We start from the raw sequence: 23,217 nt of genomic DNA on the forward strand, positions 1-23,217 counted from the left end.
GGAATCCGCCATGCTGAACCGCCGTACGTTCCTGGCTGCCGGTAGCGCTACCGTCGCAGCGATGTCTCTCGGACTCCCGAAAGCAGCCTTCGCCGCCCCGGCCGACTTCGCCGCGCTGCGTGCCAAGTGGGCCGCCGATCTGACCGGTGGCGCGTCCCTGGACCCAGCCGACCCCGACTACGCCGCCGCGCTCACCCGGCTCGACAACGCGGTCAAGGCGTCACTGGCCAAGCTCGACCGCTCCACCGACCGCAAAGCCGTCTTCATCGACTACCCGCTCACCCAGGACCCGTCGATCGCCAACACCTACGTCCGCCTGGAGCAACTGGCCACCGCCTGGACCACCCCCGGTTCGGGGTACCACTCGAACGCCTCCCTGCTGGCCGACATCCAGGCAGCCCTGGAGTCGATGGACCAGCTGATCTACAACCCCAGCACCGTCGAGTTCGGCAACTGGTGGTCCTGGGAGATCGGCGCCACGCGCCCCCTCGCCAACACCCTGGTCCTCCTGTACGCCGAACTCCCACCAGCAACCCGCGAGCGCTACTGCGCAGCGATCGACCACTTCGTCGAAGACCCGTACTGGATGTTCCCGCCCGAGCGCGGCAAGGTCCTCTCCACCGGCGCCAACCGGGTCGACCTCTGCCAGGCGATCATCGTTCGCGCCCTGGTCACCGACGACGAGGTGAAGCTGACCCACGCCCGCGACGGTCTCAGCGACACCTGGCAGTACGTGACGACCGGCGACGGCTTCTACCGCGACGGCTCGTTCGTCCAGCACACCTGGGTCGCCTACACCGGCACCTACGGCCACGTCCTGCTCAGCGGCATCGGCAAACTCCTTGCCCTGCTGGCGAATTCGCCCTGGCAGGTGACCGACCCCAAGCGCCAGATCCTCTTCGACTCGGTCGCCAAGGCGTACCTCCCGGTCGTCCACGACGCCCGGATGATGGACTTCGTCCGCGGCCGCGCCGTCTCCCGCTACAACGCCTCCGACCACAACGACGGCTACACCGCGGCCGAAGCCATCCTGCGCCTCGCCGCCGGCGTCGACACGGCGCTGGCCACCCAGTGGCGATCCGCGGTGGCCGGCTGGCTGCAACGCGACACCTTCGGCAACATGTTGTCCGGGGCAACGATCCCGAGAGTGGCCCTGGTGAAGTCGCTCCGCGGCGTGACCCCGGCACCCGAGCGCGACGGACACACCCTCTTCGCCAGCATGGACCGCTCGGTGCATCGCCGCTCCGGCTGGGCGTACTCGATCTCGATGGCCAGCCGCCGGATCACGTACTACGAATGCGGCAACGGCGAGAACGAGCTGGGGTACCACACCGGCTCCGGCATGACCTACCTGTACGACAAGGACAACGGCCAGTACGCCGATGCCTTCTGGCCGACGGTGGACCGCACCCGTCTCCCCGGCACCACGGTCGACAAGCTCCCGCTGCCCCCGAAGGCCGGCGGCGAGTGGGGCGCGCCCCGGCCGACAACAGCCTGGGTCGGCGGCAGCACTCTCGACGGCTACGCCGCAGTCGGCCAAGACCTGGAGGGACCGCTCTCCCCCATGCGAGCCCGCAAGTCCTGGTTCTGCCTCGACGAGTACGTCGTTGCGCTAGGCGCCGGCATCACGGGCACCAGTGGCTACCCCGTCGAGACAGTGATCGAGAACCGCAACCTGCACAGCGCCGGTACCAACGCCCTGACCGTGGACGACCTCAGCCGCGTACCGGCGCTGGGCGACTCCGCAACGGTCAGCAACGCCAAGTGGGCGCATCTGGATGGCGTAGGCGGCTACATCTTCCCCAGTGGCTCGACACTGCAGCTCCGCCGCGAAGCACGGACGGGCTCCTGGCGCGACATCAACACCGGTGGCACCACTACGCCCATCACCCGTCGGTACCTGACCATGTGGCAAGACCACGGCGTCAACCCGAGCGGAGCGGCGTACAGCTATCTCGTAGTGCCGGGAGCCTCAGCAGCCCGCACCAAGCAGCTGTCCAAGGCTTCCGGCCTGCTGGTACTGCGAAACACCGCCTCCGTGCAGGCAGTCACCAGCTTGCGGCTCGGTATGACCATGGTGAACTTCTGGCAGCCCGACCGGTTGGGCGACCTCCAAACAGACACGCCCTGCTCAGTGATCGCCCGGCTGAAGGGCCGCACCATCGAGCTTGCCGTCTCCGACCCGACCCAACTGGCCACCACCATCCAGCTGACTGTCCTCGGCAGGAAGATCACCGTCGATGTCGCCGGCGCCGCCGGCGCTACGCGCTATCTGACGCTATAGCGCCACCCATGATCGGGCGGATCTCCACTGCCAGACCGTCGATCCGTACGTCGGGAAGCAGCCCGGCCAGTTCGAGCGCGCGATCCAGCTCGTCGACGTCGACGAGGTAGTACCCGCCCATGTACTCGTCCCGCAACGGCCCGGTCGACACCTCACGTCGACCGTGCCTGCTGCGGATCACCGTGCTCCGCGAGGGGTCGGCGAGCGCCTGCGTACCGACCAGCTCGCCGGCCTCGGAGGCGACCCGCTCGAACTCGCCGCGCCCGGCCTGCACCGCCTCGCGCTGCTCGGTCGTCAGCTGCACCCCGGCGTCGGCCTGCAGAACCAGCAAGTACTTCATCGCCTCCTCCGTCCCGGTCCGCGCGTTGCGGCCCTCACCACATGTACGCGGCCGATCGGCCCTTCTTGACATCCATACTTGGTGGATGATCACGACCGAGCGACTCGAGCTGCGCCGTTTCCGGCCTGAGGACGCCGAAGCCTTCTCGGCGTACCGGTCGGTGCCCGAGGTCGCCCGCTTCCAGTCCTTCACCGCGCCCTTCAGCCTGGAGGAGGCCCAGCGGACGGTGGCCAGTTACGCGGAAGGTGATCCGTTGCAGGCGGGCTGGTTCCAGTACGCGATCGCGCTGGACGGATTGCTGATCGGTGACATCGGGCTGAACACCTTCGACAACCTGATGCAGGCCGACATCGGCTACACGCTGGCCCAGGAGTACCAGGGCAACGGCTACGCGACCGAGGCCGTCGGCGGGCTGCTCGAACACCTCTTCACCGTGCGCGAGCTGCATCGGGTCTCGGCGGAGGTCGACGCCCGCAATGTCGCTTCGGCCCGACTGCTCGAGCGGCTCGGCTTTCAGCAGGAGGGGTTCCGGCCGCAGAACACGTGGTTCAAGGACGAGTGGACCGACGACCTGCTGTTCGGGCTGCTGCGCAGCGACTTCAGCTCGTACCGCGGGCAGCCCAAGCACGAGCGGTGAGCTCGATGGAGCCGTCGGGGTTGGCCGGCAGCCTGGACTCCACCAGATGCCGGATCGCTGTCTGCGTGTTGGGGTGCAGGCTGCGGAGATAGGCGGGTCCGGGCCCTTGGCCACCGAGGAACGGCGTCCAGTACGCGTCAAAAGACTCGAACACGGTCGGTACGACGATCGCGCGGGTCTCGATGTCGCTGAAGCCTGCCTCGGCGAACAACCCTTCGAGCCCGGCCGGATTGCAGAACGGGAAAGTCCGCCCTTCGTCCCGCTCCCGATCGTCCGGTACGACGTCGGCCGCCGCCTCCCAGAAGTACCGCATCAACTGCATGCCCTCGGCGTAGTCCCACACGTAGACGCCGACCGTCCGGCCGATCTCCCGCATCCGGCGCAGCGCGTCCGGCCGGTCCGGGATGAAGTTGAGCACCAGCCCTGCCACCACCACGTCGACCGCTCCACCGACTGCGTCCGTGCTCAGCTCGGCCGCGGGCAGCACCTCGAAGCGGGCCCGCTCATCGGCCACCGCGCCCCGGGCGAACCCGACGAAACCCTCGGACGGGTCCACCCCGACCACTGCACTCGGCTCAGCTTGAGTAAGGACCGCAGTCGTCAACGCCCCGGTCCCACACCCCACGTCGAGCCACCGCAGACCTGCGGGCTGGTCCAGCCACGCCACGAACTCGGCTGCGACCAGTCGGCTCCATCGCCCGACATACGACTCGTAGATCTCCCCCTGCGACCACTGGCTGCTCATCTCCGCACCATAAGTCGGTGCGGCCGCCTCAGCCAGCCTCAAGCGACTCGGCTGGGCAGTGTGACGCCGGTGAGGCGCTCGGCCTCCAGCCAGAGGCGCGCATTGGCCTGCTCGTCGAGGGACCGGCGCGGGGCCTTGGTGAGCTTGGTCGGGCCGACCAGCCCGAACCACTTGCTCGGACCGTAGTACGCGCCGGCGACTGCCTCGGGGCTGGTCGCCGCGTACAGCAACGGCTCGGCGCCTTGCTGGGCTTCCTGGGACGGAAGCGGGTTGACCCGCTCGAAGAGCCTGACGGTCAAGGGCTTCTTGTCCAGGCCGAGGGTCGGGCCGGTCGTCTGCAGGTTCGTCCGGGTGAAGCCGGGGTGGGCCGCGTTGCTCATCAGGTTCCAGCCGCGGTCGTGGGCGATCGCGGCGAGTTGGTGCGCGAACATCAGGTCGGCGAGCTTCGACTGGGCGTACGAGGTACTGGGCCGGTAGCTCTTGTCCCATTGGAGATCGTCGAAGTGGATGCGGCCGAAGTTCGCCGCGCCGCTGGCCATCGTCGCCACTCGCGGCGCGGGCGCGGCCAGTAGCAACGGCAGCAGCCGCAGCGTCAGCGCGAACGGGCCGAGGAAGTTGCTGCCGAACTGGAGCTCGAAGTCGTCGGAGGTCGTCATCCGCGAGGGCGGGGCCATCACGCCGGCGTTGTTGACCAGCAGATCGATCGGGGTGCCGTCCGCGATCATGCCTTCGGCGAACTCGCGGACCGAGTCGAGGTCGGCCAGGTCGATCCGGCGGACCTCCAGCTGGGCCTGCGGGTGCTGCGCCAGGATCTCCGCGCGGGCCGCTTCGCCCTTCGCCGGCGTCCGCACCGCCATCACGATCCGGGCGCCGGCACCGGCCAGCCGCCGGACCGTTTCCTTGCCGGTACCACTGTTCGCGCCGGTCACCACTGCGTACTTGCCGGTCTGGTCCGGGACGTCGTACATGAGCTGCTCCTTCGTAAAAGACTGGCGGTCTGTTACGAACGAAGCTATCAGACCGACGGTCTGATGACAACAGACCAGCGGTCTGTAGGATGTGGGCATGACGACTTTCCAGCGGGCCAGGAGCGAGGAGCAGCGGGCCGTCCGGCGGCAGGCGATCCTCACCACCGCGGCGGCGATGCTGGCCGAGATGCCGGTCGCCCAGCTCAGCCTGAACGAGCTGAGCCGCCGCGTCGGGCTGGCGAAGTCGAACGTCCTGAACTACTTCGACTCCCGCGAGGCGGTCCTGCTGGAACTGCTCGACGCCGAGACACACGCGTGGATGGACCAGCTCGACGCGGAGCTGACCGCGACCGTCGACCCGGCGGCAGCGATCGACGACCGCGCCGCCGCCCTGGCCGACGCGATCGTCACGACGCTGGAGTCACGGCCGATGCTGTGCGCACTGACCGCCGCGCAGGCCGCCGTCCTGGAGCACAACATCTCCGTCGAGGTCGCGGCGGAGTTCAAACGCGGCTCGATCGCGAACTACGCGGTCATGATCCGCCACGTCCTCGCCCACCTCCCCGAGCTGGGCGAGGACGGCGCCAGCCGGCTGATCGCGGCGACCGTGATGCTGACCGGCGTCATCTGGACCCACTCCCACCCCTCGGCCGCGATCATCGCCGTCTACCAGACCCACCCCGAGGTCGCCGCGTTCCGGATCACCTTCGCCCCCGCCCTGCGCGACGCCCTGCAGACGATCCTGACCGGAGTACTACCCCGCTAACACTCCAGCGGTTCTTCGAAGAAGAGCGGGCTCTGGTCGATGAAGACGCGGAAGTCGGTGATCAGGCCGGCCTCGTCGACCGTCCAGATCGAGACCGCCGGTACGGTGACGTCGCGACCGTCCAGCCGGGTGTAGGTCACGCTGGTCTCGGCGATGGTGGTGTCGTCGACTGCCCATTCGCGCAGCAGCTCGTGCCTCAGGCCCTGCACCAAAGTGAAGAAGATCCCCTGGGTCGCGACGATCTCGTCCCGCCCGTCGGCCGGCTCGCGGTTGCCGATGGCGAACCGTGCCCGCGGTGCGAGCAACGCCCCGATCCCCTGCACGTCCTGCTTGTCGACGAGCGCGAATACGCTTTCTGCTGTTGGCATCCTGGCTCCCCCTGTGGTTGTTGCCATCGACGCTACCGATCGGGCACGGGTCCGGCCATGCCATATTTGTGGGGTTTTCCGGTGAACCCGGACGCATGTGACCATCAGTACATGAACCACGCCACACGGTCCCGGGCCTACGACCGGGTGGCGCTGCTGGAGGAGGCGAAGCTGCCGCTGCCGGAGCTGATCGAGGCGGCGGCCCGGCTCCTCGACGGCGCCCTCCCGCGCGACAGCGTGTGCTGGCACGCGATGGATCCGGCGACCCTGATCGAGACCAGCTACGCGGTCGAGAACATGCCACCGCCGGATGCGCGGGTGGCCGAGTTCGCTTACCAGGCGGGTGATTACAACGGGTTCAGCGAGCTGATCAGGGGGCCGCGGCACAGCGCAGTACTGAGTGAGGCGACCGGCGGTGACCTCAACCGGAGCAGGCGTTATCGCGAGCTGCTGTCGCCCAACGGCGTGCGCGGCGAGCTGCGGGTCACGTTGGTTGCCGACGGCTCCTGCTGGGGGTGCGTGTCGTTCTTCCGCGAGGCCCCGCACGACTTCACTGCCGACGAGCGCGATTTCATGCATGGGATGTCCGCCGTACTCGGGCGAGCCTTCCGCCGATCGGGGATCCACGCCAGGCCCACAGCTCCGGGCGCCGAGCTCTGGCCGGGAGTCCTTGTCCTGGGCAACGATCGGGAGATCGTCTCGGTCACCCCACCGGCCGTCGACTGGCTGCAGGAGTTCGGGTACTACGGAGCGCCAGGCCGCGACCCCTTGCCCTTCGAGGTCGTCAGCCTGGTCGAACGGGTACGGGCGACCGCCGGGGACGCGACCGCGCGGGTGCTCGGTGCCTCGGGCCGCTGGATCCAGTTGCATGCCTCACCGGCCGGGTCCGGGCAGGAGGTGGCCGTCGTCCTCCAGGCTGCGCCGAGCGTGTCGATCGAGCCGCTGATCTCCGCGGCGTACGGGCTGACCACGCGGGAGCGGGAGCTGATCGAGCTTGTTCTCCAGGGCTGTGGGACTCGCGAGATCGCGGAGCGGCTGTTCGTGTCGCCGCACACCGTGCAGAGTCACCTGAAGTCGATCTTCGGCAAGGTGGGCGTGCGCAGCCGCCGGGAGCTGGTGGGGCGCGTCTTCGCGCCCTGAGCCCCCGGCGGCCGGCACGCTCTCAGGGCAGGTAGTAGTTCGGGTTCGGCAGCTTGAAGGTTCGGTCGGCGTAGCCGCCCTTGAGGTCGCTGAACTGGTCGCCGAAGTTGGCGACGATGTCGTAGCCGAGCGACTCGATGTGGGCCCGGGTGGCCGACTTGTAGTGGATCGTCGTGCAGGAGCCGTTCGGGTCGCCCGCGCAGGCGGCCTTCAGGTAGTCCGGGTACTCGGCGACCGGCGGCTTGGTGAACAGGCCGTCCTCACCGTCGCGCAGGCCGGTCGGCTTCGGGTAGCCGGCGTCGACGCCGATCCCGTCCTCGGTCAGGTTGCCGAGGGTCGCCTGCTCCTGAGCCGCGCCACGCCCGGTCAGGAAGAAGATCGCGTAGCCCTCGCGCTCGGCCGACTTCACCATGTCGACCATGCCCGGGACGGCCGGGAAACGCTGCTCGGTGACGAACGTGCCGTTGGTACCGGGGTTGAACGCCCAGTTGCTGGCGATCTCGTAGTTCCAGGTCGCCAGCGACGTGTCGTCGACGTCGAGCAGGATCGCCTTGGTGCCACGCGTGTGGTGCCGGCCGGCGAGGAAGCGGGTGCCGTCCTTGGCGACCGAACTGGCCTCCTTGGCGTAGTTGCTGTCGGCGGCGAAGGTGCCGGTGCCCAACGGGTCGCCGTAGTAGTTGCGGAGCTGCTGCCGCAGTACGTCGATGTTGGTGACCTGCTTCTCGGACCGCGGCGTCGACGTCTGGATGGCCGGCTGCTGGGCTGCCACCCCCGCGGAGTACGCCACTCCGCCGGCCACGGAGGCGACGGCGAGAGTGGCGACCCCGGTGAGGATCAGCCGGCGCGACGGAAGGCGCCAGGAACGGTTGACCATGATCTCTCCCAAGTACGGGCTCAAATGCTTGCAAATGCAAACTAACCCTGGGAGAGCCGTCAGTGGTAGAAGTACGGGTCGAGGACCCGGACCTCGGTGATCTTGGTGACCGGCAGGCCGGTCGTCACGGCCGCGCTCCGGATCGCCTCCGGGGACGGGCCGTCGTAGATGCAGTACGTCGTCTTGTGGTCCGGTGACACGTAGGAGTGCACCCAGGTCACGTCGTGCTGCGCGTTGCCGTCGACCACGTTCAGGCACGACTTGGCGCCACGGTCGTCGGTCGGGATGGTGAGGCCTTCGGGAAAGCTGCGCTCCACCAGGTAGCGGGTCATGGCAATACCTTTCTTCGTTGTCCGGAGGCTGGATCGCCTCCCACGAAGAACTCTGCTCGGCCGGGGCCGCGTGGCCATCGGGAGCAGCTCCCTATGTTCGGTGGGTCAGCTCCCTATCTTGTCCGCCGCACCCACTGAGCCGCCTCCTGCCGTGACGAGACGCCGAGCTTGCCGAGGATCGATGACACGTGGTGATCGACCGTCTTCGGAGAGATGTGCAGGCGGGCGCCGATGTCCACGTTGCGCAGGTCCTCCGCCAGCAGGGCCAGTACTTCGGTCTCGCGGTCGGTCAGGTGAGCAGGGTTCTCGCGGGTGGTCGCGCGAGGCCTCCGCGGCAGCCGCTGGATCCCGCTCTCGCGCAGCTGCTTGGCGACCACTTCAGCCGTCGACCAGGCACCCAGCTGCTGCAGGCCGAACAACCCATCCACCTGCTGCTCAGGATCCTCGCTCGCGGTCAGGGCCAGCGCAGCCTCGTAAGGGCACCCGACCTCCTGCCACATCTCCTCATTTTTGTAAGGCTGGGCGACGTACTCCGGTAGCTCCGTCTCGACCCCGCCGAGCCGCAGCAACTGGGCCAACTCCCCCACTGCCCACGGATGCTTCAGCTGCACCGCGTGCTCGTAGGTCTCGGCAACAAGCCCTTCGATCAGCTCAGGCTTCCCAGTGAGCCACGCGTGCTCGGCCAGCCCCGCAGCAGCCGGCCACAGCCGCTGCAGATCCCCTGTCTGTACTGCGAGCTCCCACCCGCGCTGCAATGGCGTATCCGCGTCCGGGTCCCCACGTCTGGCCCGCAACCGGCCAAGCACGACATTGGCCACGATGTACGACGGCACGTGTTGCGTATGCGCAGCGAGAACCGCAGCCGCCCTGGCCCCCGCCTCGGTCCAGTGGCCACGCTCGAACAGACTCCGCGACTGCCAGGCCTGCACGTAGCTCCCGGAGGCATCCAGGTCGCGGTCTGAGCAGTACTCGGCGGCTGCTGCGAGCCAGTGGTCGGCCAAGTCGTACCGCCGAACCTCACCGGCTCCGGACCCGAGATTGGTCATCGCTGACGCGACGCCCATCTGATCACCGGCCTCCACCGCCGCATCCAGGCTGGCCGTCAGCACCGCGACAGCACGCTCAGGATCTGTCAGCCAGTGAGCGCTCCCGACCGCGTTGAGCGCACGGCCCAGTGCTTGGGTGTCGCCGAACCGCTCGGCATACTCCGCTGCTCGCGTGCCCAGGGCGATAGCTCCGGGCATGTCCCGACCGAGCATGAGCAACCTCGCCAGGGCCGCGTAGGCCATCGCCAGCCCTGGACCCGGCGTACCGGCTTCGGCGAGGGAGACTGCTTCGCGTGCCATCGCGTGGGCCTCGGCATTGCGGCCCGCCTTCCACAGCACGTGCGAGCAGCGGGCCATCACTGTGGCCTGCTTGCCGACCTCTCCCAGTGACGCCCACAGCTCGGCAGATCGCTCCGATGCCTTGATCGACTCGGCTAGGTAGCCACTGTTGTCGCAGGCCTCGGCACTGTCTCGCCATAGCGAGGCCTGCAACTCGACGGATGCTCCACTGACGTGCCGCAGCGCTCGGGCGTAGTGGTCGGCCGCCTGCCGATACGCGCCGACCTCTGCTGCTCGCTGGGCGGCCAGTGGCGCGTACTTCAGAGCAGCGGCACGATCCCCGGCCGCCTCCGCGTGGTACGAGAGTCGTGCGGGGTCCACCTCGTCCAGGCCGGCCAGGTAGTCCAGTACCTCGCCATGCAGCACGGGCAGCCGCACGGGTGATACATCGGACTCGATCGCCCGCCGGGCCAGCTCATGGCGGAAACGCACGGTCTGCCCTTCCAGCAAGAGCATGCCGGACTCGATGCACTCCTCAACGCCCTTACCTGCGAGGGCAAGCTCGGCCCGGTCCGGCACCAGCGAGACGATGTCCAGGACCGCCCTGGCCTCCCGCCCAAGGCGAGCCGCTCTGGCCAGTACTGCGTCCCGCACGGTGGCTGGTAGCTCTTCGCCGGGCGCACTGAGTGCCTCCGTGACGAAGAACGGGTTGCCGTCAGTCACTGCGAACAACTGGTCGGCATCCAGGCCAAGTGGCTCGGCCAGCTCAGCCACTGCTGCTGGGGTCAGCGCGGGCACTTGCAACCGGCGTACCGGCCGGGCGGTGGCCAGGTCGCCCAGGACTCGGCGCAGGGGGTGGTCGCGGCCGACCTCCTCCGAGCGGTAGGTGACGATGACGAGCGCGGGCAGCTCGTCGATGCGGCGACCGACGAAGAGGAGCAGGTCGAGCGTTGCCTCGTCTGCCCAGTGCGCGTCCTCCACGACGGTCACCGACGGTCCGGCGGCCAGCAGGTCGAGGAACGCGGTGAAGAGCGTGTGCCGGTCAGCTCCTGATGCCAGTAGGCCGGCCAATGCGGAGTCGTGGCTCGACCTCGCGATGTCATGCAGTGGGCCGAGCGCTCGCGGCGTACCGAGAGCATCGCAGAAGCCGTAGCGGACCAACGGCTGGTCTGCGCAAAAGGCACGCACCAGGGAGGTCTTGCCGATCCCCGCCTCACCGGAGACGAACACCATCGCCCCGGGCTCAACCTCCCCCAGCGCCGCCAACAGCGCCCCACGCTCCAGCATCTAGACCCGCTTCACGTACCTGTGGCAAGGCACCGGGATGGCGTCGCCGTCCGTGGTCGCCGGGTAGTCGAAGGCACCCGCATCCACCCACCCACTGCGCTCGTAGAAGCGCCGCGCCCGCCCATTCCCCGTCGCCACCGCAAGCCAAGCTTCGTCATACCCATTGGCTTCGACCTGCCGCTCAGCCTCCGCGATCAGCAACCCAGCAATCCCAGACCCGCGATGCTCACCCGAAACATAAACCTGCTCAACCTCATCACCAACAACCATCACAAACCCAACAGGCTCACCGCCCCCCGCCTCCCCGGCCGGCTCAGCCCCGACGACCGCAACGGTCGTGTCCGGGATCCTGGCCGGCACCCGCTCCCAGAACGACTCCTTGGTGCGGACCGCAACCAACTCCTCCGGCACATTCCCCAGATGCCCGTCCCCCCACCCGGAGTACCAAATAGAAGCAATCGCGTCAGCATCCCCCGCCGTCGCGGCCCGCAGCGTGACAGTCATCCCGTCACTGTAAATCCTCAGTCCGGGTCGTAGGCCAGGTTTGGGCGGAGCCAGCGTTCGAGTTCTTCGAGGGGCATGCCGCGTCGCTGGGCGTAGTCGGTGACCTGGTCTTTGCCGACGCGGCCGACGCTGAAGTACTTGGCGGCGGGGCTGGCGAAGATCAGGCCGCTGACTGCTGCGGCTGGGGTCATCGCGAACGACTCGGTCAGGCCGAGGCCTAGCTGGTCTGCCTCGAGCAACTTGAAGAGGAGTTCCTTCTCGCTGTGGTCGGGGCTCGCCGGGTAGCCGAGGGCCGGGCGGATGCCGCGGAAGCGCTCCGCGTGCAGGTCCTCCAGCAGCGGCTCCGCGTCGGGCTCGAACCAGCCCTTGCGGGCCTCCAGGTGGATCCACTCGGCGAACGCCTCGGCGAGCCGGTCGGCCAGCGCCTTGACCATGATCGCCTTGTAGTCGTCGTTCTGGGCCTCGTACTTCGCCGCCAGCTCCTCCGCCCCGTGGATCGCCACGGCGAAACCGCCGAGGTGGTCACCCGCCGGTGCGATGTAGTCCGACAGGCAACGGTTCTCGCGCCCCTCGGGCTTCTGGGTCTGCTGCCGGAGCATCGGGAAGGACGCGTCCAGGTCGTCGAGGACGATGTCGTCGCCCTCGCTGTGCGCTCGCCAGTAGGCGTAAGCACCCTTCGCGGTGAACGAGCCGTCGGCGATGATCTGGTCGAGCATCGCGTTCGCGTCGTCGAACAGCTCGCGCGCGACGGGCTGCTCCAGGATGGCCGGGTACTTGCCCTTCAACTCCCAGGCCAGGAAGAGGAACTGCCAGTCGATCATCGCCCGCAGCGTTTCGAGATCGGGGGCCACCCGGCGTACGCCGATGAACTCCGGGACCGGAATCTCGCCGTAGTCGACGACCTCCCGATTCGCCCGGGCCGCCTCGACCGTCAGCATCGGCTTGCGCTGCTTGTTCGCGTGCTGCTCGCGGAGGATCTCCTGAGCGGCATGGTTGCTGATGGCAAGCTCCTCGGCCCGATCGTCGTCGAGCAGATCGGAGACCACCCCGACCACGCGCGACGCGTCGAGCACGTGCACCGTGGTGTTCTCGTACGCCGGTGCGATCCGTACCGCCGTGTGCTGCTTCGAGGTCGTCGCACCGCCGACCAGCAAAGGAAGTTTGAGCCCGCGCCGATCCATCTCGGCTGCCACCGCGACCATCTCGTCGAGCGACGGCGTGATCAGCCCGGACAGCCCGACGACATCGGCGCCCTCGGCAATGGCCGTGTCAAGGATCTTCGCCGCCGGCACCATCACGCCGAGGTCGATCACCTCGTAGTTGTTGCAGCCGAGCACGACGCCGACGATGTTCTTGCCGATGTCGTGCACGTCGCCCTTGACCGTCGCCAGCACGACCTTGCCCTGACCGCGGACGTCCTCGTCGCGGCCCTCCTGGCGGGCCAGCTCCTTCTCGGCCTCCATGAACGGCTCGAGGTAGGCGACCGAGCGCTTCATCACGCGCGCGCTCTTCACCACCTGCGGCAGGAACATCTTGCCCGCGCCGAACAGGTCGCCGACCACCTTCATGCCATCCATCAGCGGGCCCTCGATCACCTCGAGCGGCCGCTTGCGGGTCAGCCGGGCCTCTTCGGTGTCGTCCTCGATGAAGTCCACGATGCCGTGCACGAGCGCGTGCGACAGCCGCTCCTCCACGGTGCCCTCGCGCCAGGTCAGGTCGACCTCCCGCTTGGTGCCCTTGCCCTTCACGTTCTCGGCGAAGGCGACCAGCCGGTCGGTGGCGTCGTCGCGCCGGTCGAAGATGACGTCCTCGACCAGCTCCAGCAGGTCGGCCGGGATGTCCTGGTAGACGGCGAGCTGGCCGGCGTTGACGATTCCCATGTCCAGACCGACCTGCCCCGCGTGGTACAGGAAGGCCGAGTGCATCGCCTCGCGGACGATGTCGTTGCCGCGGAACGAGAACGACAGGTTCGAGATACCACCGCTGATGTGGACGCCCGGACAGCGCTCCTTGATCAGCGGGAGCGCGTCGATGAAGTTCTTCGCGTACCCGTTGTGCTCGGACATACCGGTCGCGACGGCCAGTACGTTCGGGTCGAAGATGATGTCCTCGGGCGGGAAGCCGATCTTCTGTGTCAGCAGGTCGTACGCCCGGCCGCAGATCTCCACCTTGCGCTCGACCGTGTCGGCCTGGCCCTGCTCGTCGAAGGCCATCACGACGGCACCGGCGCCGTAGTCGCGGATCCGCTGGGCGCGTTCGAGGAACTCCTCCTCGCCCTCCTTCAGGCTGATCGAGTTGACCACGCCCTTGCCCTGCACGCACTTCAGCCCGGCCTCGAGCACCGACCACTTCGAGCTGTCGATCATGATCGGGATCCGGGCCACCTCGGGCTCGGTCGCGACCAGGTTGAGGAAGGTCGTCATCGCCTGCTCGCTGTCGAGCAGGTCGGCGTCCATGTTGACGTCGAGCAGGTTGGCGCCGCCGCGGACCTGCTCCAGCGCGACATCGACCGCAGCCTGGTGGTTGTCGGACTCGATCAGCCGGCGGAACCGGGCCGAGCCGGTCACGTTGGTCCGCTCGCCGATCATCACGAACCCGGTGTCCGGGCCGATCGAGAACGGCTCGAGCCCGCTGAACCGGGTCTGCTCGTACGCCGGGGCGACCGTGCGCGGCGGCAGCCCCTGGACCGACTTCGCGATCTGGGCGATGTGCGCGGGCGTAGTACCGCAGCAGCCGCCGACGATGTTGACCAGGCCTGACTCCGCGAACTCCTGCAGCATCCCGGCCGTCTGGTCCGGGGTCTCGTCGTACCCGCCGAAGGCGTTCGGGAGGCCGGCGTTCGGGTGGGAGGCGACGTAGGTGTCGGCGAATCGGGCGAGGTCTGCCACGTGCGGGCGCATCTCGGCGGCACCGAGCGAGCAGTTCACGCCCACGACGAGCGGCTTGGCGTGCTCGATCGAACTCCAGAACGCCTCGACGGTCTGGCCGGACAGCGTGCGGCCGGAGAGGTCGACGATGGTCACCGAGATCCACAGCGGCAACTCGGGGGCGACCTCGCGGGCGGCGGCGATCGCGGCCTTGCAGTTCAGGGTGTCGAAGATCGTCTCGATCAGCAGCAGATCGACGCCGCCGTCTTTGAGCGCGGAGATCTGCTCGGCGTACGAGTCGCGGACCTGCTCGAAGGACACCGCCCGGTACGCCGGGTCCTCGACCCGCGGCGACAGCGACAAGGTGACGTTCAGTGGGCCGATCGACCCGGCGACGAACTTGCCACCGGCCTCGTCGGCGGCCTGGCGGGCCAACCGGGCGCCTTCGAGGTTCATCTCGCGCACCAGGGACTGCAGGCCGTAGTCGGCCTGGCCGATGCTGGTCGCGGTGAACGTGTTGGTGGTGGTGATGTCGGCGCCGGCGGCCAGGTACTGCCGGTGGACGTCGAGGATCACGTCCGGGCGCATCAGGTTGACCAGGTCCGGGTCGCCGGTGACGTCGTGGGTGTGGTCGAGGAAACGGTCGCCGCGGAAGTCCTCGGGCGTCAGGTTCGCGCCCTGCAGCATCGTGCCCCAGGCACCGTCGAGCACCGCGACCCGCTGGTCGAGCAAGGTCCGTAACTCGGTCTGACGATCCGTCACCGTCGGCCACCTCCAGAAGAGTTTCCGGAGGCGCCCTTACTCGGTAGACCCAGACCGAGCGTGGCGAGCCCTCCGGGCCCGTCGCAGCGCCTCTCGACCTGGACTTCGATCCTACTGATCGAGATGACGGAAGCAGAATCTTTGCCCGGATACTGAGATTACCCGCCAGTACCTGAGATGGCAGTTACAGCTCCCGGATGGCGTCGATGTTGCCGGCTTCCTCCGGATCCGGCTCGGGCTCGCTCAGAAACGCGGTCACACACTCGACGGCCACATCCGGCGCCAGCCGCTTGAGGCTGAGCGCCAGGATGTTCGCGTCGTTCCAGAGCCTCGCGCCGCGGGCGGTCCACGCATCGCTGACGGTCGCGGCGCGGGCACCCCGCACCTTGTTGGCCGCGATCGCAGTACCGGTCCCTGTCCAGCACATCAGTACGCCGAAATCGCACTCCCCCGCGACGACGGCCCGCGCCAGTTCCTGGGACATGGCCGGCCAGATGGTCGAGCCGGTCGGTGAGATCAGCTCGTGCTCCGACCGCAGATAGGTCAGGACTGCCTGCACGCATTCGTTGTCGTCATCGGAGGCAAAGGCGATCTTCATCGGTCCAGCGTAGGCAGTCAGGTGGGTGAAACGGGCAGCCGCTTAACCGATCAGGGCCTGGATTCCTGGGCCATAGAGGTCGGCGATCAGGGAGGGGTCGGCCGTGGCGGTCGGACCCTCCTTGTCCACGGAGAGGGTGGCGCCGAGGCCCAGGAGATGGGCGACGATCAGTTCGGCGCGGATGGCGGTGTGGTCGCCGGTGAGGCGTTGGGCGTAGGCGTGGACGACCTGGTCGCGGAAGTGCTCGCGGAGGAGTTTGCGTTCGTCGCCGACGCCGATCGCGAAGATGACCCGGAGGAGCAGGTCGGTCTCGGTTTCGCGGCGCCAGTTGATCAGGGTTTCGACGGCGTGCCGGCCCAGCTCGGCATCCGGCGCGGCCAGCAGGAGGGCGGCGGCGTCGCTGAAGTCGGCGACCCGGTCGAAGAGCGCCTCTTTGCCGCCGAAGTGCTTGATGATCAGCGAGGCGCTGACATTCGCGTCGGCCGCGATGCCGCGCAGGGTGACCGCGTCGTAGGGCTGGCGGGCGAAGGCGCGGCGAGCTGCCTTGAGGATGGCGGGGCGGCTGGCGTCGGTCACGTCGTACGGCCTGCCTCGGCCAGTTCGGGGTGCCTGGCCGGTACTGCGCGCCGTGCGGGGATCAGCAGCGTCAGGCCGACCGCGACCAGCGCGCAGATGCCCGCGATCACGAAGACCAGCAGGTATGCGTGCAAGGTCGGAGCGGTGACTCCGGAGTGGGTGGCGACCACGTTGGTCAGCACTGTCACCACGATGGCGCTGCACACCGCCTGGCCGATCGTCCGCATCAAAGTGTTGAGGCCGTTCGCCGCGGCCGTTTCGGTCACCGGCACAGCATGCATGATGAGGGCGGGCAGCGCCGAATACGCCACGGCGGTTCCGGCCGAGACAACGGTCGCGCCGACCACGATCGCGGCCAGGTTCCCGCTGGTGAACAGGCGGACGAGGTACCCGAGCGCCATCAGCCCGGAGGCCACCGCGAGCGTGAATCGTGGCCCGCGAGCCTTCGAGATCCGGGCCGAGACGGGTGAGAGCAACACCATCGCGACGCCACCCGGCAGGAGGCAGAGTCCGCTGACCACGATCGACGCGCCAAGGCCGTAGCCGGTCGACTTGGGTTCCTGGACGAGTTGCGCAGTACTGAGTGAGTTGGCGTAGAACGCGAAGCCGATCAGCAGCGCCGCCAAGTTGGTGAACAACACGGCCGGACGAGCTGACACTCGCAGATCGACCGATGGGGTTGCGCTGCGCAGTTCGTACCAGCCCCAGAGCGGCACGATCGCCAGCGCGGCGACGAACAGCCCAACGGTCTTGGGCGAGCCCCAGCCCCAGGCGCTCCCCTTGGAGACTGCGAGCAGGAGGCAGACGAGGAAGCCGCTCAGGCCGAGCGCGCCCAGGATGTCGAAGCGGCCGCTGCTGCGCAGCTTCGACTCGGGTACGACGAGCAGCACGGCTGCGATGTTGAGCAGGCCGAGACCGAGGCAGATCCAGAACATCGTGTGCCAGTTGAGGTACTCGACCACGAGCGTCGCGGCAGGGATGCCGAACGCGGCGCCGACGCCGAGGGTCGAGCTCATGATCGCGATCGACGGGATGACGCGCTCCGGCGGGAGCTCGTCGCGCAGGATGCTGATGCCGAGCGGTACGACGGCGACCGCCGCGCCCTGAAAACCGCGGCCGAGGATCAGTACCGGCAGCAGCGAGCTGATGGCGCAGAGCAGGGAGCCGAGGACCATCGATGCGAGCGCGATCAGCAGTACCTTGCGCTTGCCGTACATGTCACCGGCGCGACCGAGCAGCGGGGTGAAGACCGCGCCGGTCAGCAGGGTCACGGTGACCAGCCAGCTGACGTCGGCCGGCTTGCTGTGGGTCAGCGCGGGGAGCTGCGGCAGCAACGGCACGACGATCGTCTGCATGACCGCGACGAGCACTCCGCAGGAGGAGAGCACCGCGAGTACCAGGCGTGGGTGAGCAGCAGGACGGACGGTCAACTCGGAGGTCCTCACGGGCATTGGGGGTGAACGTTTGTTTACCCCCAATGCTAAACGATCGTTCACCTTTGCTGTCCGACGGCTCAAGTGGTCCAGTGGAATGAGTTGGAAGTGGACCAGTCGAATGGTCCGGCGGCGGATTAGCTTGGCGAGCATGACGAACAAACTGACGATGCTGCTCGACATCGTGCCGCCGATGGTCCCGGCCGGCGCCGAGGTCATGACGATCACCAACGAACTCCCACCCGGCGACGCCGGCGCGGCCCCGCACCGGCATTCCGGACCGGTCTTCGGCTACCTGCTCGAGGGCGAGATCCTGTTCGAACTGGAGGGCGAGGACCCGTACGTGATCAAGGCCGGCGAGGCGTTCTGGGAACCGGGTGGCGACGTCATCCACTACCAGGCCGCCAACAACCTCCCCGACCGCGAAAGCAAGTTCGTCGCGGTGATGATCGGCGTCCCCGGCGAACCGATGCTCACCTTCGTGGACGCCGAAGAACTGGAAGCGAGGCGGGATCGGCGCGGAGCGCCGCGGGATGGTTCGGGTGCCGAGCGAGCCGTTGGTGCGGAAGCTGCGGGGCACTGATGCGGGTGTTCTTGGCGGGGGCGACCGGGGCTGTTGGGCGGCTGCTTGTACCTGAGTTGGTGGCGGCGGGGCATCAGGTCACCGGGTTGATCCGGCGGCCGGAGGCTGCTGAGGGTCTGCGGAGCCAGGGTGCTGAATCGGTGCTCGCCGACATCTACGACGCAGCGGCGATCGCGGCTGCGGTTGCCGACGCTGCGCCTGAGGTGGTGATGCATCAGCTGACGGATCTGGCGAACCAGGACTACGCGGCCAACATGGAGATCCGCCGCACCGGCACCCGCAACCTGGTTGACGCAGCGGTCGCCGCCGGCGCGCGCAAGGTGATCGCGCAAAGCATCGCCTGGGCCTACGCCCCCGACGACGATGCGAGCGACGCCTTCACCAACTCCCCCGCCACCGCCACCGCGCCGGCTCCTGCAATCGAGGACACCCCGCTTGACCTTGGGGCTGAGGGGCCTCGGCGGTACACGGTTCAGGCGGTCAGGGTGTTGGAGGACATCGTGTCGGAGGCGCCTGAGTGGGTGGTGTTGCGGTACGGGCTGTTCTACGGTCCGGGCACCTGGTACGCGAAGGGCGCGTTGATGGACGACGCGGTTCGGATCGGCAAGCTGCTGCCGAACGCGGATGTCACCAGTTTCGTGCACATCGAGGATGCGGCGAGTGCGGCCGTACAGGCTCTTGAGTGGCCGACCGGGCCGGTCAACGTCGTTGATGACGAGCCGTCGGCGGGCAGTGTGTGGGTACCGGCGTTTGCGCGGTCGGTGGGGGCGCCGGAGCCGGCGCTGGTCGAGTCGGAGCGCACGCCGTGGGCGCGCGGGGCGGACAACCACTATGCCCGGAAGCACTTGAAGTGGATTCCGCGCTACCCGTCCTGGCGCGCGGGGTTCGTTGCCTGAAGCACCTTGGTGAGGCGGTCGAGCGCCGTCCGCCAAGCATGCGGTGGCGGAGTGGCGTAACCGAGGACGAGCGCGGCCGGCTGCGAGTCGTCCTCGGTGTGCCAGTAGCCCATCGTATGCAGGCCATGCACCGACAATCCGCCGTACTGCGCGACGTCGATCACCCTGCGCTCCTCCTCGGCCGATTCGAGTGGGAGCATCGCGTGCAGGCCGGCCGCGATGCCCTGGAGCGGATGGGGCCAGACGGTATTGACACGCTCGGCGAGCTCGGTCCGGCGACGGCGATACTCCAGCCGGACCTTGCGGATGTGCCGGTCGTAGTCGCCACGGGTGATCAGATCAGCCATCACCAGTTGCTCGATCGCGGACACACCCGAGCCAGTACTGGTCATTGCCTGCAGCAACGGCTTCCGTAGTACCGGCGGAACAACCAGCCAACCGAGCCGGACACCTGGCGCAAGAGCTTTGCTCGCGCAGCCGGCGAAGATCACCCGGTCGGGAGCAAGCGCCTGCATGGCCCCAACCGGCTGCTGGTCGTACCGGAACTCACCGTCGTAGTCGTCCTCGACAACGAACCCGTCCTTCGCCCACTCGACGAACTTCATCCGCCGCTCGGGAGCCAGCACCGCCCCTCGCGGATGCTGATGAGCCGGCGTCAACACAGCGACCTGCCCTCGTACGCCGTCGGGATCCGCCCCCGACGCGTCGACCGACAACGGGCTGACCTCCAACCCCGCCGCCGCAACCAACTTCCGATGCCGCGCCAGGCCCGGATTCTCCATGCTCACGCGATCCATCCCGAGCTCACGGAACGTCCGCGCCAACAAGGCCAGCCCATGCGAGTACCCGGCAGTGATCACCACATCCCCAGCCCCCGCACGCACTCCCCGAGCCCGCGACACGTAGTCGGCCACCGCGTTCCGTAGTACCAACAGCCCTTCCGGCGGCGCGTAATCAAAGCTCTCACTGGCGGACCCCGCCAACACCCGCCGCACCGCCCGCCCCCAAACCTCCCGGGGAAACGAACTGAGATCCGGCCGCCCAGCCTGCAAACTCAGAACCTCCAACCCCTTGGAATCCAACTGCTCACCATGAGGTGCGGCAAAGCCCGGCACCCTCCGGGCGACGGGGTTGTTGGTGGGGGCGGCGGTTACTGCTGCTACTTGGGTGCCGGCGCCTGGGCGGCCCACCAGCCAGCCTTCAGCGACCAGCTGTGAGTAGGCCTGGACCACGGTTCCCCGGGCGACTCCGAGGTCGCCGGCCAGTGAACGCGTTCCCGGCAACTTCACCCCCGCCGCCAGCCGTCCGGTACGAATCGCCTCACGAAGCGCCTGCTCCAGCGCACGCCCGACCGCCTGCGCCGGATCCAGCAACTCCAGATGCAGATCGAGTCCCCCGCCCGCCTTCGTCACAACCCCACCCTGGCATGCCCACACCTCCCCCGCCCCGGGGGTTCCCCGAGATGGAGGCTGACGCCGTCGACGCCTTGGCCAGTGTCACCGCCAGAGCGATTGCTTGCCGATGGCAACTACCGGACGCCGGCGCACACCCAACCTCAGCGGGAAACCGCATACCCCGGCGTGTCGACCCGCAGACAAAGGGTTACGCCTGCACGGCAATCCGCACCCGGAGGCACGGCGGCATGAGCGTGGCCGCAGTGGCGCAGTCGCACGGGCGCGGTGGCGGAGGCGGAGGCGGGGCGCACGGGCGCGGTGGCGGTGGCGGTGGCGCACGGGCGCGGCGGCAGGCTGGCGCGGTCGCGGCGGCATGGGCGCTCGGTCGCGGTGGCACGGGCGCGGTGGCGCGGGCGCGGGCGGGGTGGCGCTGGGGCGGGGTGGTGGGCCGGAGTGGGCCCAGGTCGGGGGCGGGGCTTGGCGAGTCGGGTCGGGTCGGGTCGGGGGAGGGTGTGCGAACGGGCCCGGGCGCTCTGGGGGAGGGAGCGCGCGGGCCCGTTCGGGGCGGTTCGGTGACGGGAGGGGGTCAGCGAACCGGGCCGGTGGTTAGTTCGATGGTCTTGGTGTGTTGGGTGCCGGACTGGTCGGTCCAGGAGACGGAGACCTTGTCGCCGGGGTGGTGGGCGTTGAGGGCGGTCGACAACGCGTCGGGTGAGTCGATCGTCTTGCCGTCGAAGCTGGTGATCACGTCGCCGGCCTCCAGGCCTGCCTCGGCCGCCTTACCGTTGGCGACGACGTCGTTGATGACCGCGCCGACGGTGCCGTTGGCGTTGGAGAGGACCGAGACACCGAGCATCGCGGAGCTTCCGATGTGGACGGTCGCGGATTCCTTGCCGGACTCGATCTGCTTGACGACGTCCATCGCCTGGTTGATCGGTACGGCGTACCCGGTGGTGGTCGCCTGGCCACCGTTCTGCCCCTGCCCGTCGCCCTGCCCGTCGCCCTGGCCCTGATCGCCTTGGCCGTTGCCGAAGCCCTGGCCGGGGAGACCGCCGCCGTCACCGAACGGCCCATTGCCGTCGCCGAAGGGGCCGTTGCCGTCGCCGGAGCTGTTGCCGTCGCCGTTGCCGGAGCCGTTCCCGTAGGCGGTCAGTGCGGCGATCGCAGTACTGGGTACCTTGCTGTTGTTGACGTTCGGGTTGTACCCGGTCTGCGAGTTGCCGCTGCCCGGGTTGCTGGTGCCGCCCGCGGTGTCGACGCCGATCACCTCGCCGGCCGAGTTGGCCAGCGGACCGCCGGAGTCACCAGGCTGGATGTTCGCGTCGGTCTGGATCAGCCCGGTGAGGTTCTCCGGATTGGCGCCGGACTCGTCGGTCGCGGTGATCGCCTGGTTCAGCGCGGTGACGGCGCCGGCCGCGTAGCTCGGCGTACCGCCCTTGCCGCCCGCGTTGCCGATGCCGACGACCTGGTCGCCGACCTTCACCTTGGACGAGTCGCCGATCTTCGCCGTCTCCAGCCCGGACGCGTCCTTCAGCTTCAGTACCGCGATGTCGTGCGCCGTGTCGTAGCCGACGACGGTGGCCTTGTACGTCTTGCCGTTGCCCTTGTCGACCACGCTGATCTCGGTCGCGCCGGCGATCACGTGGTGGTTGGTGAGGATCTCGCCGTCGGAGGTCAGCACGATGCCGGTACCGGCGGCGCGGGCGCCCTGGTAGCCGAGCACGGTGTTCACGTCGACCAGCCCGGGCGTCACCTTCGCCGCCACCGCCGACGGAGTCATCACCTGCGACATCGTGGAGCTGTTCGCGTTCGACTGCTGGTCGATGCCCCAGGCAACGGCTCCGGCCGCCACAACCGCCGCCAGCCCCAGCGCCCCGATCACCATCGGCAACCGCTTATGCTGCCGCTTAGGCGCCACCGCCTGCGGCCCCCACTGCGGCCCGTACGCCGGCGGCCCGTACTGCTGCCCGTACTGCGAAGGCCCAAACTGCCCATTGCCATAAGGCCCCTGCCCGTACGCCCCCGGACCAAACGGCCCTTGCCCGTAAGCCGCCTGCCCGTGAGGAGCGTTGCTCTGGGGAGCTTGGCCCTGGGGAGCTTGGCCGTACTGGGGTTGGCCCTGCGGGCCGTTGCCGAGATAGGCCGGACCGTAGTGTGGCTGCCCGTCCGGCACCCATCCCTGCTGCGGGTATCCCTGCCCTGGCTGGGGATTCGCCGAAGGCTGCGCCGGACCCGGTGTCTGCGCCTGCGGTGCGAGCGGCTCCTGCGGTGCGGCCTGCTGCAGCGGTGCGGGCTGCTGCTGCGCCGACCCACCGGCTGCCTCCGCGGCGCCTCCCGCCTGCACACCTTCCGCCTGCACACCTTCAGGCTGCACGCCTTCTGCCTGCACGCCGCCTGCCTGCGCCGACTGCTGGTTGTCCGGGTTCTGGTTTCCCGGTTCCTGCGGTCCTTCGGTGCTGTTCATGTCCCGTTGCCTCCTCAGCCCTTCCTGCCTGACAACGAGTAGACCTCGGCAGTCTGAGAACTCCATCGGCTGAA

The 23,217-nt window shown here is 68.5% G+C and carries 20 protein-coding genes; 6 read left to right on the plus strand and 14 right to left on the minus strand.

What is annotated here, in order from left to right:
* The first annotated feature begins 61 nt into the window (after nucleotides 1-61).
* Nucleotides 62-2,284 (plus strand): polysaccharide lyase 8 family protein, encoded by a 2,223-nt coding sequence (locus ABD768_RS09265; protein ID WP_344839426.1) that lies wholly within the window; start codon nucleotides 62-64, stop codon nucleotides 2,282-2,284.
* On the opposite strand, the gene ABD768_RS09270 is transcribed toward ABD768_RS09265, so the two are convergent.
* Complete coding sequence (locus ABD768_RS09270; protein ID WP_344839429.1) at nucleotides 2,262-2,624, minus strand: YciI family protein; 363 nt, start codon at nucleotides 2,622-2,624, stop codon at nucleotides 2,262-2,264. The genes ABD768_RS09265 and ABD768_RS09270 overlap by 23 nt on opposite strands.
* An 85-nt stretch (nucleotides 2,625-2,709) precedes the next feature.
* Here ABD768_RS09270 and ABD768_RS09275 point away from each other — a divergent pair, with 85 nt between their 5' ends.
* Nucleotides 2,710-3,261, plus strand: coding sequence for a GNAT family N-acetyltransferase (locus ABD768_RS09275; protein ID WP_344839431.1), 552 nt, complete (start codon nucleotides 2,710-2,712; stop codon nucleotides 3,259-3,261).
* Here ABD768_RS09275 and ABD768_RS09280 read toward each other — a convergent pair.
* Nucleotides 3,224-4,006 (minus strand): class I SAM-dependent methyltransferase, encoded by a 783-nt coding sequence (locus ABD768_RS09280; RefSeq protein ID WP_344839434.1) that lies wholly within the window; start codon nucleotides 4,004-4,006, stop codon nucleotides 3,224-3,226. The genes ABD768_RS09275 and ABD768_RS09280 overlap by 38 nt on opposite strands.
* Nucleotides 4,007-4,044: 38 nt before the next feature.
* A complete protein-coding gene (locus tag ABD768_RS09285) occupies nucleotides 4,045-4,974 on the minus strand; it encodes an SDR family oxidoreductase (RefSeq protein ID WP_344839436.1) in 930 nt (309 codons plus the stop codon).
* 97 nt (nucleotides 4,975-5,071) lie between these two features.
* On the opposite strand from ABD768_RS09285, the gene ABD768_RS09290 reads away from it, so the two are divergent.
* On the plus strand, nucleotides 5,072-5,740 hold the full coding sequence (locus ABD768_RS09290) for a TetR/AcrR family transcriptional regulator (protein WP_344839438.1): 669 nt from the start codon (nucleotides 5,072-5,074) through the stop codon (nucleotides 5,738-5,740).
* Here the strand turns inward: ABD768_RS09290 and ABD768_RS09295 are convergent.
* Nucleotides 5,737-6,108, minus strand: a complete 372-nt coding sequence (locus tag ABD768_RS09295) for a nuclear transport factor 2 family protein (protein ID WP_344839441.1) — start codon at nucleotides 6,106-6,108, stop codon at nucleotides 5,737-5,739. The two genes, ABD768_RS09290 and ABD768_RS09295, sit on opposite strands and share 4 nt — an antisense overlap.
* 111 nt (nucleotides 6,109-6,219) lie before the next feature.
* On the opposite strand from ABD768_RS09295, the gene ABD768_RS09300 reads away from it, so the two are divergent.
* Nucleotides 6,220-7,248, plus strand: a complete 1,029-nt coding sequence (locus ABD768_RS09300) for a helix-turn-helix transcriptional regulator (RefSeq protein ID WP_344839443.1) — start codon at nucleotides 6,220-6,222, stop codon at nucleotides 7,246-7,248.
* A 22-nt stretch (nucleotides 7,249-7,270) separates the two neighbouring features.
* On the opposite strand, the gene ABD768_RS09305 is transcribed toward ABD768_RS09300, so the two are convergent.
* From ABD768_RS09305 to ABD768_RS09340, 8 genes are all read right to left on the minus strand, one after another.
* A complete protein-coding gene (locus tag ABD768_RS09305; protein ID WP_343973917.1) occupies nucleotides 7,271-8,122 on the minus strand; it encodes an HAD family acid phosphatase in 852 nt (283 codons plus the stop codon).
* Nucleotides 8,123-8,181: 59 nt separating this feature from the next.
* Entirely contained in the window at nucleotides 8,182-8,454 is a 273-nt protein-coding gene (locus ABD768_RS09310) for a DUF4242 domain-containing protein (protein WP_343973920.1), read from the minus strand.
* Between the two features lie 113 nt (nucleotides 8,455-8,567).
* Nucleotides 8,568-11,066 carry a helix-turn-helix transcriptional regulator gene (locus ABD768_RS09315; protein WP_344839446.1) on the minus strand — a complete coding sequence of 833 codons (2,499 nt, stop codon included), beginning with the start codon at nucleotides 11,064-11,066 and terminating at the stop codon, nucleotides 8,568-8,570.
* A complete protein-coding gene (locus tag ABD768_RS09320; protein WP_343973925.1) occupies nucleotides 11,067-11,570 on the minus strand; it encodes a GNAT family N-acetyltransferase in 504 nt (167 codons plus the stop codon).
* 17 nt (nucleotides 11,571-11,587) lie between these two features.
* Nucleotides 11,588-15,199, minus strand: a complete 3,612-nt coding sequence (metH, locus tag ABD768_RS09325) for a methionine synthase (protein ID WP_344839447.1) — start codon at nucleotides 15,197-15,199, stop codon at nucleotides 11,588-11,590.
* A gap of 184 nt (nucleotides 15,200-15,383) precedes the next feature.
* Nucleotides 15,384-15,797 (minus strand): RpiB/LacA/LacB family sugar-phosphate isomerase, encoded by a 414-nt coding sequence (locus tag ABD768_RS09330; protein WP_343973930.1) that lies wholly within the window; start codon nucleotides 15,795-15,797, stop codon nucleotides 15,384-15,386.
* A gap of 42 nt (nucleotides 15,798-15,839) precedes the next feature.
* Nucleotides 15,840-16,373: a TetR/AcrR family transcriptional regulator gene (locus tag ABD768_RS09335; RefSeq protein WP_344839450.1), complete on the minus strand. Its 534-nt coding sequence runs from the start codon at nucleotides 16,371-16,373 to the stop codon at nucleotides 15,840-15,842.
* The gene (locus tag ABD768_RS09340) at nucleotides 16,370-17,803 is read right to left on the minus strand and encodes an MFS transporter (protein ID WP_344839453.1); all 1,434 of its coding nucleotides are present in this window, start codon (nucleotides 17,801-17,803) and stop codon (nucleotides 16,370-16,372) included. Before ABD768_RS09340 ends, ABD768_RS09335 begins: the two co-directional genes overlap by 4 nt.
* A gap of 154 nt (nucleotides 17,804-17,957) precedes the next feature.
* Between ABD768_RS09340 and ABD768_RS09345 the strand changes: the two genes are divergently transcribed.
* Together ABD768_RS09345 and ABD768_RS09350 are read left to right on the plus strand one after the other, a co-directional pair.
* On the plus strand, nucleotides 17,958-18,389 hold the full coding sequence (locus ABD768_RS09345) for a cupin domain-containing protein (protein WP_343973939.1): 432 nt from the start codon (nucleotides 17,958-17,960) through the stop codon (nucleotides 18,387-18,389).
* Nucleotides 18,389-19,285, plus strand: coding sequence for an NAD-dependent epimerase/dehydratase family protein (locus ABD768_RS09350; RefSeq protein WP_344839456.1), 897 nt, complete (start codon nucleotides 18,389-18,391; stop codon nucleotides 19,283-19,285). The genes ABD768_RS09345 and ABD768_RS09350 overlap by 1 nt, the downstream gene beginning before the upstream one ends.
* On the opposite strand, the gene pdxR is transcribed toward ABD768_RS09350, so the two are convergent.
* Both pdxR and ABD768_RS09360 read right to left on the minus strand, forming a co-directional pair.
* Nucleotides 19,252-20,697: a MocR-like pyridoxine biosynthesis transcription factor PdxR gene (pdxR, locus tag ABD768_RS09355; RefSeq protein WP_344839459.1), complete on the minus strand. Its 1,446-nt coding sequence runs from the start codon at nucleotides 20,695-20,697 to the stop codon at nucleotides 19,252-19,254. The two genes, ABD768_RS09350 and pdxR, sit on opposite strands and share 34 nt — an antisense overlap.
* Nucleotides 20,698-21,265: 568 nt before the next feature.
* On the minus strand, nucleotides 21,266-23,143 hold the full coding sequence (locus tag ABD768_RS09360; RefSeq protein WP_344839461.1) for a trypsin-like peptidase domain-containing protein: 1,878 nt from the start codon (nucleotides 23,141-23,143) through the stop codon (nucleotides 21,266-21,268).
* Nucleotides 23,144-23,217 lie beyond the last annotated feature (74 nt).

Origin of the sequence: Kribbella ginsengisoli (genome assembly GCF_039537185.1) — a bacterium.
GTDB classification, from domain to species: domain Bacteria; phylum Actinomycetota; class Actinomycetes; order Propionibacteriales; family Kribbellaceae; genus Kribbella; species Kribbella koreensis.

Bases quoted from the DNA above. Each gene is read 5' to 3' on its own strand.
- ABD768_RS09265 (WP_344839426.1), top strand. From the start codon at position 62: ATGTCTCTCGGACTCCCGAAAGCAGCCTTCGCCGCCCCGGCCGACTTC.
- ABD768_RS09270 (WP_344839429.1), bottom strand. From the start codon at position 2,624: ATGAAGTACTTGCTGGTTCTGCAGGCCGACGCCGGGGTGCAGCTGACG.
- ABD768_RS09275 (WP_344839431.1), top strand. From the start codon at position 2,710: ATGATCACGACCGAGCGACTCGAGCTGCGCCGTTTCCGGCCTGAGGAC.
- ABD768_RS09280 (WP_344839434.1), bottom strand. From the start codon at position 4,006: ATGAGCAGCCAGTGGTCGCAGGGGGAGATCTACGAGTCGTATGTCGGG.
- ABD768_RS09285 (WP_344839436.1), bottom strand. From the start codon at position 4,974: ATGTACGACGTCCCGGACCAGACCGGCAAGTACGCAGTGGTGACCGGC.
- ABD768_RS09290 (WP_344839438.1), top strand. From the start codon at position 5,072: ATGACGACTTTCCAGCGGGCCAGGAGCGAGGAGCAGCGGGCCGTCCGG.
- ABD768_RS09295 (WP_344839441.1), bottom strand. From the start codon at position 6,108: ATGCCAACAGCAGAAAGCGTATTCGCGCTCGTCGACAAGCAGGACGTG.
- ABD768_RS09300 (WP_344839443.1), top strand. From the start codon at position 6,220: ATGAACCACGCCACACGGTCCCGGGCCTACGACCGGGTGGCGCTGCTG.
- ABD768_RS09305 (WP_343973917.1), bottom strand. From the start codon at position 8,122: ATGGTCAACCGTTCCTGGCGCCTTCCGTCGCGCCGGCTGATCCTCACC.
- ABD768_RS09310 (WP_343973920.1), bottom strand. From the start codon at position 8,454: ATGACCCGCTACCTGGTGGAGCGCAGCTTTCCCGAAGGCCTCACCATC.
- ABD768_RS09315 (WP_344839446.1), bottom strand. From the start codon at position 11,066: ATGCTGGAGCGTGGGGCGCTGTTGGCGGCGCTGGGGGAGGTTGAGCCC.
- ABD768_RS09320 (WP_343973925.1), bottom strand. From the start codon at position 11,570: ATGACTGTCACGCTGCGGGCCGCGACGGCGGGGGATGCTGACGCGATT.
- ABD768_RS09330 (WP_343973930.1), bottom strand. From the start codon at position 15,797: ATGAAGATCGCCTTTGCCTCCGATGACGACAACGAATGCGTGCAGGCA.
- ABD768_RS09345 (WP_343973939.1), top strand. From the start codon at position 17,958: ATGACGAACAAACTGACGATGCTGCTCGACATCGTGCCGCCGATGGTC.
- ABD768_RS09350 (WP_344839456.1), top strand. From the start codon at position 18,389: ATGCGGGTGTTCTTGGCGGGGGCGACCGGGGCTGTTGGGCGGCTGCTT.
- ABD768_RS09360 (WP_344839461.1), bottom strand. From the start codon at position 23,143: ATGAACAGCACCGAAGGACCGCAGGAACCGGGAAACCAGAACCCGGAC.